Source organism: Xanthomonas sp. WHRI 10204 (genome assembly GCF_040202875.1).
In the GTDB taxonomy this organism is placed as follows: Bacteria; Pseudomonadota; Gammaproteobacteria; order Xanthomonadales; family Xanthomonadaceae; genus Xanthomonas.
Window position 1 is genome coordinate 195961 of sequence record NZ_JBEGDW010000005.1, and the last position, 12986, is coordinate 208946.

Annotated in this window: 14 protein-coding genes and 1 other RNA gene; 5 read left to right on the top strand and 10 right to left on the bottom strand. The window is 64.2% G+C overall.

All coding sequences use genetic code 11. The features are described 5' to 3' along the window. Positions 1-49: 49 nt before the first annotated feature. The 3 genes from ABQZ00_RS23150 to ABQZ00_RS23160 all read right to left on the bottom strand — a co-directional run bounded on the left by ABQZ00_RS23150 (position 50) and on the right by ABQZ00_RS23160 (position 2136). On the bottom strand, positions 50-1036 hold the full coding sequence (locus ABQZ00_RS23150; RefSeq protein WP_323539129.1) for a D-2-hydroxyacid dehydrogenase family protein: 987 nt from the start codon (positions 1034-1036) through the stop codon (positions 50-52). Next, the gene (locus ABQZ00_RS23155; protein WP_055852962.1) at positions 1036-1353 is read right to left on the bottom strand and encodes a DUF1820 family protein; all 318 of its coding nucleotides are present in this window, start codon (positions 1351-1353) and stop codon (positions 1036-1038) included. Before ABQZ00_RS23155 ends, ABQZ00_RS23150 begins: the two co-directional genes overlap by 1 nt. A 90-nt stretch (positions 1354-1443) precedes the next feature. After that, on the bottom strand, positions 1444-2136 hold the full coding sequence (locus ABQZ00_RS23160) for a rhomboid family intramembrane serine protease (RefSeq protein ID WP_046962787.1): 693 nt from the start codon (positions 2134-2136) through the stop codon (positions 1444-1446). Between the two features lie 218 nt (positions 2137-2354). On the opposite strand from ABQZ00_RS23160, the gene ABQZ00_RS23165 reads away from it, so the two are divergent. Together ABQZ00_RS23165 and ABQZ00_RS23170 are read left to right on the top strand one after the other, a co-directional pair. After that, positions 2355-3695 carry an outer membrane protein transport protein gene (locus ABQZ00_RS23165; RefSeq protein WP_323539128.1) on the top strand — a complete coding sequence of 447 codons (1341 nt, stop codon included), beginning with the start codon at positions 2355-2357 and terminating at the stop codon, positions 3693-3695. Between the two features lie 361 nt (positions 3696-4056). After that, on the top strand, positions 4057-4758 hold the full coding sequence (locus ABQZ00_RS23170) for a 2OG-Fe(II) oxygenase family protein (protein WP_055852961.1): 702 nt from the start codon (positions 4057-4059) through the stop codon (positions 4756-4758). A 260-nt stretch (positions 4759-5018) separates the two neighbouring features. On the opposite strand, the gene ABQZ00_RS23175 is transcribed toward ABQZ00_RS23170, so the two are convergent. Further along, positions 5019-6113: a PA0069 family radical SAM protein gene (locus ABQZ00_RS23175; RefSeq protein WP_323539127.1), complete on the bottom strand. Its 1095-nt coding sequence runs from the start codon at positions 6111-6113 to the stop codon at positions 5019-5021. Between the two features lie 139 nt (positions 6114-6252). On the opposite strand from ABQZ00_RS23175, the gene cls reads away from it, so the two are divergent. From cls to ABQZ00_RS23190, 3 genes are all read left to right on the top strand, one after another. Beyond that, positions 6253-7713, top strand: coding sequence for a cardiolipin synthase (gene cls, locus ABQZ00_RS23180; RefSeq protein WP_115552388.1), 1461 nt, complete (start codon positions 6253-6255; stop codon positions 7711-7713). A gap of 71 nt (positions 7714-7784) precedes the next feature. Next, positions 7785-8069: a hypothetical protein gene (locus tag ABQZ00_RS23185; protein ID WP_323539126.1), complete on the top strand. Its 285-nt coding sequence runs from the start codon at positions 7785-7787 to the stop codon at positions 8067-8069. Beyond that, positions 8066-8833, top strand: coding sequence for a pyridoxine 5'-phosphate synthase (locus ABQZ00_RS23190; protein ID WP_323539125.1), 768 nt, complete (start codon positions 8066-8068; stop codon positions 8831-8833). Before ABQZ00_RS23185 ends, ABQZ00_RS23190 begins: the two co-directional genes overlap by 4 nt. A 130-nt stretch (positions 8834-8963) precedes the next feature. On the opposite strand, the gene ABQZ00_RS23195 is transcribed toward ABQZ00_RS23190, so the two are convergent. The 6 genes from ABQZ00_RS23195 to ABQZ00_RS23220 all read right to left on the bottom strand — a co-directional run bounded on the left by ABQZ00_RS23195 (position 8964) and on the right by ABQZ00_RS23220 (position 12887). Next, positions 8964-9040, bottom strand: a non-coding RNA gene (locus tag ABQZ00_RS23195) — sX9 sRNA. A gap of 385 nt (positions 9041-9425) precedes the next feature. Further along, positions 9426-9833: an ExbD/TolR family protein gene (locus ABQZ00_RS23200; protein WP_323539123.1), complete on the bottom strand. Its 408-nt coding sequence runs from the start codon at positions 9831-9833 to the stop codon at positions 9426-9428. A gap of 649 nt (positions 9834-10482) precedes the next feature. Beyond that, a complete protein-coding gene (locus tag ABQZ00_RS23205) occupies positions 10483-10896 on the bottom strand; it encodes an ExbD/TolR family protein (protein ID WP_055852577.1) in 414 nt (137 codons plus the stop codon). 3 nt (positions 10897-10899) lie between these two features. Further along, positions 10900-11322, bottom strand: a complete 423-nt coding sequence (locus ABQZ00_RS23210) for an ExbD/TolR family protein (RefSeq protein WP_005912447.1) — start codon at positions 11320-11322, stop codon at positions 10900-10902. Between the two features lie 46 nt (positions 11323-11368). Beyond that, the gene (gene exbB / locus ABQZ00_RS23215) at positions 11369-12130 is read right to left on the bottom strand and encodes a TonB-system energizer ExbB (protein ID WP_005912445.1); all 762 of its coding nucleotides are present in this window, start codon (positions 12128-12130) and stop codon (positions 11369-11371) included. Between the two features lie 85 nt (positions 12131-12215). Continuing rightward, positions 12216-12887 (bottom strand): energy transducer TonB, encoded by a 672-nt coding sequence (locus tag ABQZ00_RS23220; protein ID WP_033897859.1) that lies wholly within the window; start codon positions 12885-12887, stop codon positions 12216-12218. Positions 12888-12986: the final 99 nt, after the last annotated feature.

Genomic DNA, 12986 nt, shown 5'->3' on the forward strand with positions numbered 1-12986 from the left:
GTGCATGGGTCTTCGCGCATGCGTGGTCCGACTCACCACGCAGAACGCGCTAGCGCATCATCGCCAGCACTTCCGGATTGACCAGATTGCGCGGGGTACCGGCGGCAAAGGCCAGCACATTGTCGAAGGCCGCTTCGAAATACAGCGCGTAGCTGTCGCGTTCCACATACCCCAGGTGCGGTGTGGCCAGCAGGCGTGGGTGCTGCAGGAGCGGGTCGCGCGGGTCCTGCACCGGCTCGCGCTCAAACACATCCACCGCCGCCTGCCCGGGCCGGCCGGCATCCAGTGCGGCCAGCAATGCGCCGGGTGCGAGTAATTCGGCGCGGCTGGTGTTGACCAGCAAGGCATCGGTGCGCATGTGGCCCAGATCCTGCGCGGTCACCTGATGGCGCGTCTGCGCAGTGAGCCGGCGATGCAACGACAGCACATCGCTGCGCTCGAACAGCTCCTGGCGACTGGCCGCAATCGCGTACCCATCGCGCGCCGCCTGCGCGCACGATGCTTCGCCGCCCCAGACCAGCACCTGCATGCCGAACGCGCGCCCGAACCCGGCCACGCGTTGACCGATGCGCCCATAACTCCATATGCCTAGCTTGCGCCCATGCAGCGACCGGCCCAGACCGGGGTCGCCCACCGCCTGCCAGCGGCCCTGGTGCAACGCGCGCTGATACTCGGTCAGGCGGCGGCTGGCCGACAGGATCAGCGCCCAGGTCAGCTCGGCCGGCGCCACCGGCGAGCCGACGCCCTCAGCCACCGCCACCCCGAACTCGGTGCACGCGGCCACATCCACATGCGTGCCCACGCGCCCGGTCTGGCTGATCAGCTTGAGCCGCGGCAACCGGCGCAACAGCGTCGCATCCACGCGGGTGCGCTCGCGGATCAGCACCAGCGCATCGGCTTCGACCAGGCGCTCGGCCCATTCGTTGGGATCGGTGGCCAATGCACCGAGCACCTGCACATCGTGGCCCTGCAGCCGCTGCAGACAGGGCAGCTGACGCACTGCGCCCTGGTAATCGTCGGGCACCAGAATGCGCATCAGCGTGGCTTGGTCGGCACCGGAAAGGCCACCACCTTGTCGCCGGTGGTGGCATCGCGGATCACCGACTGGCCTTTCTTTTCCACTTCTTCGATACGCACGATGCTCTGCATCGGCAGGTGCAAGGTCTTGGTATTGCCGAACTCTTCGCGCAGGCGTTCTTCGGTGGGATCCACCACCAGGCCGTCGTGCACGTCGAACACCAGCTCGCCGATCTGGTTGAAGCCCCACAGATGGCTGCCGGTCACTTCGTGCGCGTAGAGCTCGTACACCTTGCCGTGATTGAGAAAGGTGACTTTGTACAAGGGCTTGGACATGCACCGATTATAGGCGCGCCATCGCGATGGACGCAGCGTACGCGCGTTGACCCGCCACACGCCTGCTTCCCCGATGCGTCGCTTGCCGCGCTAAAACCCGTGGCGCTTGCGCAACCGTCGCGCGATGGCCGCACGCACATACAGCCCGTAGACGATGCCGAACAGGAAGCCGGCGATGTGCGCCGACCACGCCACCATGCCGAACGCCGGGCCGATGTAGGCGAACACCACCTGCAGCAGTGCCCAGGCACCGATCAGCAGCGGTGCCGGCACGCGGATGAATTCCAGAAACAAGCCCAGCGGCAGCACCACGCCCAGCTTGGCGCCGGGGAACAAGGCCAGGTAGGTGCCGATCAACGCCGACACCGCGCCGGAGGCGCCGATGATCACCCGGTCCGGTGTGCCGATCGCAAAGATCGCCGCCAGGTTGGAGGCCGCGCCGCCCACCAGAAACAGCAGCAGCAAGCGCCACGGCCCCAGGATGCGCTCGGCCGGCAGCCCGAAGATCAGCAGGAACACCAGGTTGCCGAGCAGATGCGACCAATCGGCGTGCAGGAACAATGCCGTGAACAGCCGCAGCACGCTGCCATCGCGCAAGGTCGCCCACCAGTCGCCCAGATTGGAGACGCCACTGGACAGCGCGCCCCAGTCCAGCCACAGCGTATTGCGCGCTTCGCCCGGCCGGCTGATCGACCATAGATAGGCCAGCCACACCGTGGCGAACAACAGCGGCACCGCCCAGCGCGGGGTGGGTTTCTTGCGGGAGGGGAGGGAAACGAACATCGGAGACGCACAATAGCCGGTCCACGGGCCTGAACCCAGCCCCAACCCAACCGCGTGTTCAGGACGCAAGTCGTTATTGTTCGGTTAATCGTGGTGGGTATACTGCGTACGGCGTCGTATGTCGGGGGGGGGTCTCCGGCGCGCTCCAGGCACTGGATTGGTGCTGGGCGCGGGCGCTGAACCGACCATTGCAGTCTTTATCCGGAGAGCTACAACTCATGTCTACCGCTTCCACTCTGAGCCGCGCCACCCTGCTGGCTGTTGGTATCGCTGGCGTTCTGGCCGTTGGCCAGGCGCACGGCGCCGCATTCCAGCTGAAGGAAAACAGCGCCAAGGGCCTCGGCCGCGCATTCGCAGGTTCGGGCAGCGCCCCGGACGACGCCTCGATCATCGTCAACAACCCGGCCGGCATGCGCCAGCTGGACGGTCGCCTGTTCCAGGCCGACGTCAGCGCCATCCACTTCTCGGCCAAGTTCAAGCCCGAGAGCGGCAACTACGCCAACGGCGCCCCGGTGTCCGGCGGCAACGGCGGCGACGCTGGCACCATCGCGCCGGTCCCGGCGATGTATTTCCACGTGCCGTTCGGCGAGAACAACAACATGCACCTGGGCACCTCGCTCACCGTGCCGTTCGGCTTCAAGACCGAATACGACCGTGACTGGGTGGGCCGCTACCACGGCACCAAGACCGAGCTGCAGGCGATCGACTTCAACGTCGCGTTCTCTTACGACGTGAATCCGTACGTGTCCTTCGGCGCCTCGGTGTTCGCCGAGCGTCTGGATATCGATCTGGGCAACGCGGTGGATTTCGGCAGCATCCTTGCCGCGCGCCGCGTGCCGGGCTTTGCGCCGGGCAGCGCCGACGGCTACTCGCGCATCAAGGGCAACAGCACCGAAGTGGGCTTCACCCTCGGTGGCTTGTTCAGCATCGATGAGAACACCCACATCGGCTTCAGCTACCGCTCGGAAGTGGAGCACAAGATCACCGACGGTGATGCCGACTTCACCACGCCGGGTAATGCCGCTGCCGTGTTGGGCGTCGCCGCACCGGGCACCTTCATCGACACCAAGGGCCGTGCCACCGTCACGCTGCCTGCCAGCGCCACCGCCAGCTTCACGCACAACGTGAACGAGCAGTGGTCGATCATGGCCGACGTCACCCGCACCGCCTGGAGCAAGTTCGACCAGGTGACCGTGGACTTCGCGTCCAATCAGCCCAACAGCGTGCTGGACTTCTCCTACCGCGACACCACCTTCGCCTCGATCGGTGCCGACTACCGCATGAGCGAAACGCTGACCCTGCGTGGCGGCCTGGCCTACGACCAGACCCCGACCACCGCCGAGCACCGTGACGTGCGCGTGCCCGATGCCAGCCGCAAGTGGGTCTCGCTGGGTCTGAGCTGGCGTCCGTCGCAGCAGGCCGAATACAACTTCGGTTACACCCACCTGTTTGTCAGCGACCCGACCAGCGACACCCGCAGCGCCACCGGCGACCGCCTGGCGGGTAGCTACGATGTGCAGGGCAACATCCTGGCTGCCTCGATCAACTACAAGTTCTGATCGTCGCAAACCGCGTTGTGTGATGAAAAACCCCGCTTCGGCGGGGTTTTTCTTTGGGCGGCTGTGCGTTGGGATGGTGCGTGAGCACACTGGGCGGCTGGGCCGATAAGCTGCATCGACAGAAGCGTTGCGCGGTGATCTTGTTGCTGGCCGTTCGGGGCTACGTCATCTCCGCAATCACAGCGCGATGCCGCCGACCTAACAAAGCGACGGCGATCAGTGATGGGCGACATTCCGCCGACGCAGCACGGTGATCGAAGGCGCGCGGACTTCCGAGCGTCAATGCAGGAGGCCCGACGCATTGGAAATCCTTTGATCACGCTGCTTACCGCAGCGCGTCTACATTGCTATGGTCGTGCGCATGAGCCAACCCGACTTTATCCAGATCACCGACAACGCCGTGGCGGCCGCCGATTGCGCGGCGATCGTGCAGCGCATGCGCGACAGTCAGCAGCTGCATCCGGGCCGCATCGGCGGCGGCGTGTTTCCCGAACTCAAACACAGCCGCGATCTGCGCATCAGCGGTGTGGCCGAGTGGGCCGAAGTGGAAAGCCGCCTGCAACAGGCGGTGTTCGACGGCGTGCTGACCTATCTGCGCCAGTATCCACAGGCGCTGATTTCGCCGTTGATGCTGCAGGTCACCACCGCCGACGGCACACCGCATCGGCTGGTGGCCGAGGACATCGCGCAGATGAGCGACCAGGCGCTGGGCGATCTGGCGCGCACCTGCCTGCGTCCGGGCGCGATCAATTTGCAGTGGTATACCGCCGACCAGGGCGGCTACCCGTATTGGCATTGCGAGCTGTATCCACGCGATGCCAGTGCCGACACGCTGCATCGGCATCTGCTGTGGACGCTGTATCTCAACGAGGACTTCGAACAGGGCGAAACCGAATTCCTGTTCCAGCAACGCAAGGCCCGCCCGCGCACCGGCAGCCTGTTGATCGCCCCCACTGCCTTCACCCACACCCACCGCGGCAACCGCCCGGTCGGCGGCGACAAATTCATCGCCACCAGCTGGATCCTGTTCCAATCGGCGCAGGCGCTTTACGGCGGGGAATAGGGAATCGGGAGTGGGGAATCGCAACGGCACCAGCGGCGCGTCGTTGCTGTTGCCTGTCGGCTTTCATTCCTATGGCTGATTGCTACTGCCAGAACAGCTATGTGGATTGATACGCGCTGCCGTAGTGACGACAACACTTCATCGTGATCAACCAGATCGCCCCAGACATCGCAAACGTTTCATATCAGCCAAGCGGAACTGATCGGTAGAAGCGCCGTTGCCGTTGCGAATCCCCAATCCCCACTCCCCAATCCCGGCAGCTAAAACAACTGCCCCTGCGGCGAGTCGGGCACCGGCTTGGCCGGCGGAGCAGGGCGGCGGAAGGCGCTGCAGTCCAGTGCCGGCATCGCGCGCGTCTCGAATCCTGCGCGGCGATGCGCGAGCGCAAAGCGGCGCGCCAGCAGGTCGGCATACACGCCTTGCCCACGGAAGCGGGTGCCGAAGCTGCTGTCGTAGTCCTTGCCGCCGCGTAGCTGCTGGATGGTGCTCATCACATGCGCGGCGCGCTGCGGGTGATGGGTCTGCAGCCAGTCGCGGAACAAGGGCGCCACTTCGTGCGGCAGCCGCAGCAGCACATAGCCGGCACTGCTCGCACCCGCGTCGGCAGCGGCCTGCAGAATCGCTTCAAGCTCATGGTCGTTGATCCACGGGATCACCGGCGCGGCCATCACGCCCACCGGCACGCCGGCCTCGTGCAAGGTGCGCATCGCGCGCAGACGCGCATGCGGTGCGGAGGCGCGCGGCTCCAGCTTGGCCGACACCTGTGGGTCCAGCGTGGTCACCGAAAAATACACGTTGACCAAATTCTCGCGCGCCAACGGTGCAAGCAGATCCAGATCGCGCGTCACTAACGCATTTTTGGTGATCAGCGTGAACGGGTGCCGCGTTTCCCACAGTACTTCGATCAATTGCCGCGTCAGTGCGCGCTTGCGCTCGATCGGCTGATACGCATCGGTATTGATGCCCAGCGCGATCGGGCTGGGCACATAGCTTGGCCGCGCCAACTCACGCCGCAGCAGGTCCGGCGCGTTGATCTTGGCAAACAGCTTGGTCTCGAAATCCAGCCCGGGCGACAGATTGAGATACGCGTGCGAGGGCCGCGCAAAGCAGTAACTGCAGCCGTGCTCGCAGCCGCGATATGGGTTGACCGATTGCGAGAAGCCGATGTCCGGCGACTGGTTGCGGCTGATGATGCTGCGCGCGGTTTCCTCGGTGACCTGCGTGCGCAGCACGCCCGCAGCGAACTCCTCGTTGTCCTCCACGTGCCAGCCATCGTCCACCGCCTGCTCGGTGGTGACCTCGAACCGTCCGGGCAGATAACCGGTCGCACCCCGGCCCTTGATTGCGCTTGCCATCGGCGCATCGTACGGCCGGCAGGTCTCATACGCCGCGACCAGGCGTTCGACACAATGAAGCTTTCAGGCCGGTGTCGATGCACCACCGCATTGGCGCCACGGTCATCGCAGCACGGCGGACGCGCCGTAGAATTCGCGCATGCTCGCACTTGCTCAGGGCGCGTGGGATTGGCTGGCCAACATTCCCCATCTCGAAGCGCTCCTCCTCGCCGCCTACGTGCTCTACCTGCTGTGGATCGCCAGCTGGATCGTGCTGCAGAAGCGCGAGCCGGTGGCCACGCTGAGTTGGGTACTGTCGTTGGCCGCGCTGCCATACCTGGGGCTGCTGATCTATTACTGGCTCGGCCCGCAAAAAGTGAAGCGCCAGCGGCTGCGGCGCGGGCGCTCGCGTTCGGGCATGGAAAGCTACAGCAGCGTCTGTCCGCCGGATGCCGATTGCACCGAGCTGGCCAAGATCGCCCAGTCCACCACCGGGCTGGCGCCGAGCAGCGCCACCGAAGTGCATTGGCTGGTGGATGGCGCGGCGACGTATGCGGCCATCATCGAAGCGATCCGCAGCGCCCGTGACCACATCCATCTGGAGTACTACATCTTCCAGCCTGACCACAGCGGCACCGCGATCTGCGACGCGCTGATGGAACGAGCCCGCGCCGGGGTGAAGGTGCGCCTGTTGATGGACGCGATCGGCTCCTCGGCGATGACCCGGCGCGCGCTGCGCACGCTGCGCGATGCGGGCGTGGAAACCGCCTGGTTCCATCCATCGCAGTTCCTCAAACCCTTCAAGCGGCCGTGGCTGAACCTGCGTACCCACCGCAAGCTGCTGGTGGTCGATGGCCGTATCGGCTTCACCGGCGGCATCAACGTCACCGACGAAGAGAACGAGCAGGTGCGCAGCGATGCGTATCGCGACCTGCATGTGCGCCTGCAGGGCCACGTGGTGCGCAGCCTGCAGCTGGTCTTCCTGGAAGACTGGCTGTATGCCACCCGGCAGGAGCGCGCCGCCTTCCACGGCCAGCAGCTCTGGCCTGAAGACGTGCCCACGCGGGCGCAGGGCACGGTGGATGCACAGGTGCTGGTGTCCGGCCCGGATTCCTCGTGGGAAGCCATCCACCGCCTGATGGTCGCCGCCATCCACGAGGCCAAGCACCGGGTCTGGCTGGTCACGCCGTATTTCGTTCCCGGCGAGGCCGCGCGCATGGCGCTGACCTCGGCCGCGCTGGGCGGCCTGGACGTGCGCCTTCTGGTGCCGCGCGTCAGCGACTCGCGCCTGGTCACCTATGCCGCGCGCTCGTATTTCGACGAACTGCTCGAAGCCGGCGTGCGCATCTACGAGTACGGCCCGCGCATGCTGCACACCAAGGCGCTGCTGGCCGACGACGAGGTCTGCATTGTCGGCAGCGCCAATTTCGACAGCCGCAGCTTCCGGTTGAATTTCGAGCTGTCGATGCTGTTCCGCGACCAGGCGGTGTCCGCCGAGCTGGCCGGGATGATCGACACCGACATGCAACAGGCGCAGGAAGTGCGCTTTGTGCATCGCCGTCCGCTCTGGCGCTCGCGCCTGCCCGAAGCCTTCGCACGGCTGCTGTCGCCGTTGCTCTAAGCCGCGCCCGTCCCACGTGGAACCAGAGCGGGCGCGGCGCTACACTGCCGCCACTCATTGGGGAGCTCGTCATGCACTGGCTGTTTCTGCTTATGGCACTGGGTGCGCTGGTGCTGGCTTTCAGCACGCCGCACGTGTGGTTGCTGGTGGTGTCGCTATTGGTGGCGTTGCTGTTGCTGCTGTTGTGGACCCGCGGCTGGTTCGCCGCGCGCATGGACGATACCCAGCGCGACACCAGCAGCATGATCGACCCGGCCGAACTGCGCCGGCTGCGCGAGCTGGCCGAGGCCCGCAAGGCCGCGTCGCTGGCAGCATCCCGCGACGGCGAGCCGCAAGCGCAGAGAACGATGTCGTGACCACCCAGCTCAGCGTCAACGTCAACAAGATCGCGGTGGTGCGCAACTCCCGCGGTGGGCACGACCCGGATGTGGTGCAGGCGGCCCGCACCTGCATCGCCGCCAGTGCGCACGGCATTACCGTGCATCCGCGTCCGGATCAGCGGCATATCCGCGCCGATGATGTGCTGGCACTGAGCGCGCTCACGCGCGAGCACGGCGTCGAGTTCAATATCGAAGGCAACCCGTTTGCACCGCCGCGCGCCGGCTATCCGGGGCTGCTGGAGCTGTGCGGTGCCACACGCCCGGAGCAGGTCACCCTGGTACCCGACAGCGATGGGCAGCTGACCTCCGACCACGGTTTCGATTTTGCGCAGGACACCGCTCAGCTGTGCGAACTGATCACTGCGTTCAAGGCGCTTGGCAGCCGCGTCAGCCTGTTTGTGGATGCCGGCAATCCGCGTCTTGACCAGGCTGCCGCACTGGGTGCAGACCGTATCGAGTTGTACACCGGTCCGTACGCGCACGCACATGCCAGCGGGCAGCCGCAGACCGAACTGGCCCTGTTTGCCGACGCCGCGCGACGTGCCACCGCCGCAGGCTTGGGAATCAATGCGGGGCATGATCTGTCGCAAGCCAACCTTGGCGATTTTCTCGCCGCCGTGCCCGGCGTGCTGGAAGTGTCGATCGGCCACGCGCTGATCAGCGAGGCCTTGTATGCAGGCCTGGATGCGACCGTGCGGGCGTATGTGCAGCTGCTGCGCGGCGTCGGCAGGCAGGCGTAGGCCACTGCGCGCGGGTTTCGTAGCGGTATTTTCCTATTCGGTGTTTGGTTTGCCAACGTTGCGCGGCGCACTGGCTGGTGGCGGTAGGCGATGCACATTGCAGCGACGCTTGCGTGCACCTTCCAAAAACTGCCAACAGAACGTGGTGAGCAGTCGGCAGATGGGTGTGTACGGCGTACTCAGAACCGCAATGCACCCGTGGTACCTGCCATACCAAGCACAAGCCGCGCCAGCTGGTTGGCTGCGCAATCGATCGTTTGCCGCGCTAGTCTGTTAACCGCTCTAGGTCTGCCAAATGCTCACGCAACGCCATCCTGCCGGTTGGCCGAAGACCGGCCAGGGCAGGGTGGAACGCCCGCTGGCGCCACAGCGGACGATGGACACCCCGCTACTGCTGCTGAGCATCAACCCACACAGCGTGTAACCGCCGGCCCATCACGCTGCCAACGATGCGCTACGGCAGGCCAGTGAGATAGGCAAGCGGCGCTGCACTTCCTCCACATTCATCGCAATGCGGCTCACGCAGCGCATCGAGAGACGCCGCGTAAGCCTGTTGGTGGCCTGCACCGCACGGCGCAGGTACCTCTGCGCTCTATTGCACGAAAGCGATGCGCTCTACCTGCGCGTTCTTGGCTGCTGCCAGCACCTTGGCCAGTACCGCATATTCGGCCTCCTGGTTGGCAGCGATACGTAGCTCCGGCTGATTGCCGGCTGTCTCGCGCATCTGTTCGATCAAACGCGGCTGCAGATCCTGCAAGCTCACCGGGCTGGCATTCCAGAACACCTGGCCGTCGGCATCAAGCCGCAAGGCGATCGGTGCAGTCGGCTCCAGCGGCACGCGCGGCTGGCGGGTGGGCTGCGGCAGATCCAGCGTCATCGTGCGCGTCACCATCGGCGCGGTGACGATAAAGATGATCAACAACACCAACATGACATCCACCAGCGGCGTGACATTGATCTCCGCCAGTGGTCCCCGAGTCCCTGCTGTACTGAAAGCCATGACTGCCTCCGGTGCTGTGATCGTGGGTGCTGCATGGCCGAGCATACACCTGGAAAGACGCCATGGAATAGGCATCGAGTAGGTCTCAGCACTAACGGCCTTGAACGTGGGAGCGGGGTGTTTCTGCGAAGAACCACGTGTCCAAGCGGACGCACAGCCAATGGCATAAACGTGTGCGTTCGTGGTCCGGCCGCATGCAATGTGTTGTTGTTAGCTAGCTTCTAGCTGATCGCCTAAACGTGTTGATCCGTGATGCGTACATGTCTGAGGCTGCTCTCTAACTGGCTTTTATTTGGCTCTGCGTAACGCCAGACGTCTGTACATGCATGCACCGTCCTGCCCGCATGATGGGTAATCGCCACCACCTCAACGAGCGTTGCGGATGAAGCAAAGGGGATCTCGAAGCGAGAAAGTCGGTTCGGTTCGCACGTATCTGCAACGAATAATCTTCTGCATCAAACGCTGCTGCAGATTCTCGGTATCTCGCATTGCAAGGCGAAGTGTCCATCTGCTGTTCGCACGCGATCGCGTCGGTGAGATCGCAGATTCGCAGGCACCTGCCCACAGGAGCAGGCACAAAAAAACGCCACCGTTTCCGGTGGCGTTGCAGTCGCGTCATGACTGTTGTGTTGCGGTATTGCAGATGCGTTTACTGCTGCATGAAACCGATTTTCTTCATCTGCGAGTTCTTCGCAGCGGCCAGCACCTTCGCCATCACCTCGTACTCCGCATCCTGATTTGCATCGATGCGCAGTTCCGGCTGATTGGTCGGATCGGCCTGGACCACTTCTTCCATCTTCTGCTGCAACTGATCAACCGGCGTCGGGCTGTTGTTCCAGAACACCTGGTTGCTGGCGTCGATACGCAACTCGATCGGCGGCGGCGGCTCAGTCGTCTGCGGTGGCGGGTTCAGCACCCGCTGCGGCAGATCCACGGCGATCGGATACGTCATGATCGGCGCGGTCACAATGAAGATGATCAGCAGCACCAGCATCACGTCCACGAGGGGCGTGACGTTGATGTCGGCCATCGGCCCACGGCCTCCACCAGTACTAAATGCCATGGCTTACTGCCCCTTCACTTTGGTTGCAACAAAACCGACGTCCAACATGCCCTGACCCTGCGCGATCTTGGTGATCTCGTTGATCGTACGCATTTTGGTCGTGCGGTCGCCGCGCAGGTTGAGCGGCGGCTGCGGGGTCTGCTGTGCTGCAGTGGACAGGCGCGACTCCAGGGCTTCCTTGGAGATCGGCTCGTCGTTCCAGTACAGCGACCCATCTTCCTTGACGGCCAGAGTGATCGGCGCGGCGCGTTTCTCCGCATCTTCCTTCTGGATCAAGTTGGCCTCTGGCAGCTCCACCTTGACCTTGTGGGACATCAGCGGTGCCGTAATGATGAAGATGATCAGCAGCACCAGCATGACGTCCACCAGGGGCGTCACATTGATGTCGGCCATCGGGCCACCGCTGTTTCCACTACTGAAGGCCATAACGGGCTCCGTCTAAATCGTTGCGAAGGCGTTCTTTACTACCGGATTAGCGAACGCGCGAACCGGTGGCGAAGAAGTCGTGCAGGTCGTGTGCAAAGGTGTCGAACTTGGCGATCACCGAGCTGTTGACCTTGGAGAAGAAGTTGAACGCGAACACGGCCGGGATGGCGACGAACAGACCGATCGCGGTCATGATCAGCGCTTCACCCACCGGGCCGGCAACGGCGTCGATGGAGGCCGAACCGGTTGCGCCGATCTTGATCAACGCGCCGTAGATGCCCCACACGGTACCGAGCAGACCGACGAACGGCGCGGTCGCACCGACGGTGGCCAGCAGGGTCATGCCCGACTGCAGCTTGGTGCTTTCGCGGGTCACGGCCTGACGCAGGGCGCGGTCGACAAACTCCGAACGGCTCAGGCTCTCGCCCAGACCACCGGTGCTGCCTTCGGCACGCTGGTGGTGAGCAGCAGCCTGGGCTGCGTCCAGCGCGATCTTCGAGAACGGCTCGGAAGCCGGCTGTTCTTCCATGGCGCGAATCGCGTCCTGCGCATTCGGGGCATCCCAGAACGCGGTGGTGACGCGGTCAGCCGCGCTCTTCAGGCGGGTGGCGCGGAAGATGTTGATGACAGTCCAGTACCAGGAGGCGGCGGACATGGCGATCAGGGTGATCAACACGACCCAAGACACGGCAAAGTCGCCCGGGCTCGAGGTCATTTCGGTGATCAGGTGCTCGAAGCCCATCTGCGAAAGTGCGGCCGACGGATTGGAGCCCCCTGCAGCGGCGGCGATAAAGAATTCCTGCAGCATGACGCTTACCTTTGTTGTGTGTGGTGATGAAGGGTGGAGCGAAAGGAAGACAGGATCCTGGGCCGGCCGTGGCCGGCCCGTGGGATCAGTTCAGAGCAAAGTTGACCGGGACGCGGACACGTCCGGCGGCTTTCTGCCCGTTGACAGTGGAGGCGTTGAACTTCCACTTGCGTGCTGCGTCCATCGCGGCACGGTCAAGGTCGCGGTTGCGGCTGGACTTTTCGACCGACACATTGGTCACGTTGCCGCTCGCATCCACATCCACGATCAGGATGACCTCACCTTGGACGCCGGCACGGAACGCTGCTGGCGGGTACTTCGGCGGGTTCATGTTCTTGGACGAGATATCGACACTGGCGCCGATGTCACTCGGCGGTTGCGGCGGAGACGGTGGGCTCGGCGGCGTGACGATATCGCTAGGACGCGGTTCGGGAACATCGACGACCGGTGCTTCCGGCGGCGGCGGAACCGGTGACGGCTTCGGCGGCGACAGATTCTTGACCGGCGGTGGCGGCTTGTCTTCCGGCGGCGGCGGCGGCGGCGGCGGCGGGGGAGGAGGCGGTGCATCCACCAGGGTAACCATGGTGGTGCGCTCCTTCTCTGCCGGAGCCTTCGGCGCCACTGCAGGAATCAGCAACATCATCAGTGCAGTGAGGTGCAGGGCAATTACAAAAGCAATACCGATAATGCGGGCCCAGCTCAGACCCTGGTTCCCGGCATCATAGTCATGCCTGTGGATAACGAGTTGTTCCGTCATGCGCCAATGGCTCTTTCAGTGGGGGCCCGGATCACTGTGATGATCCCCAGGTTTTCGGACGGCTTTGACACCGCAGGAACTCCCAAGCTTATACCAATC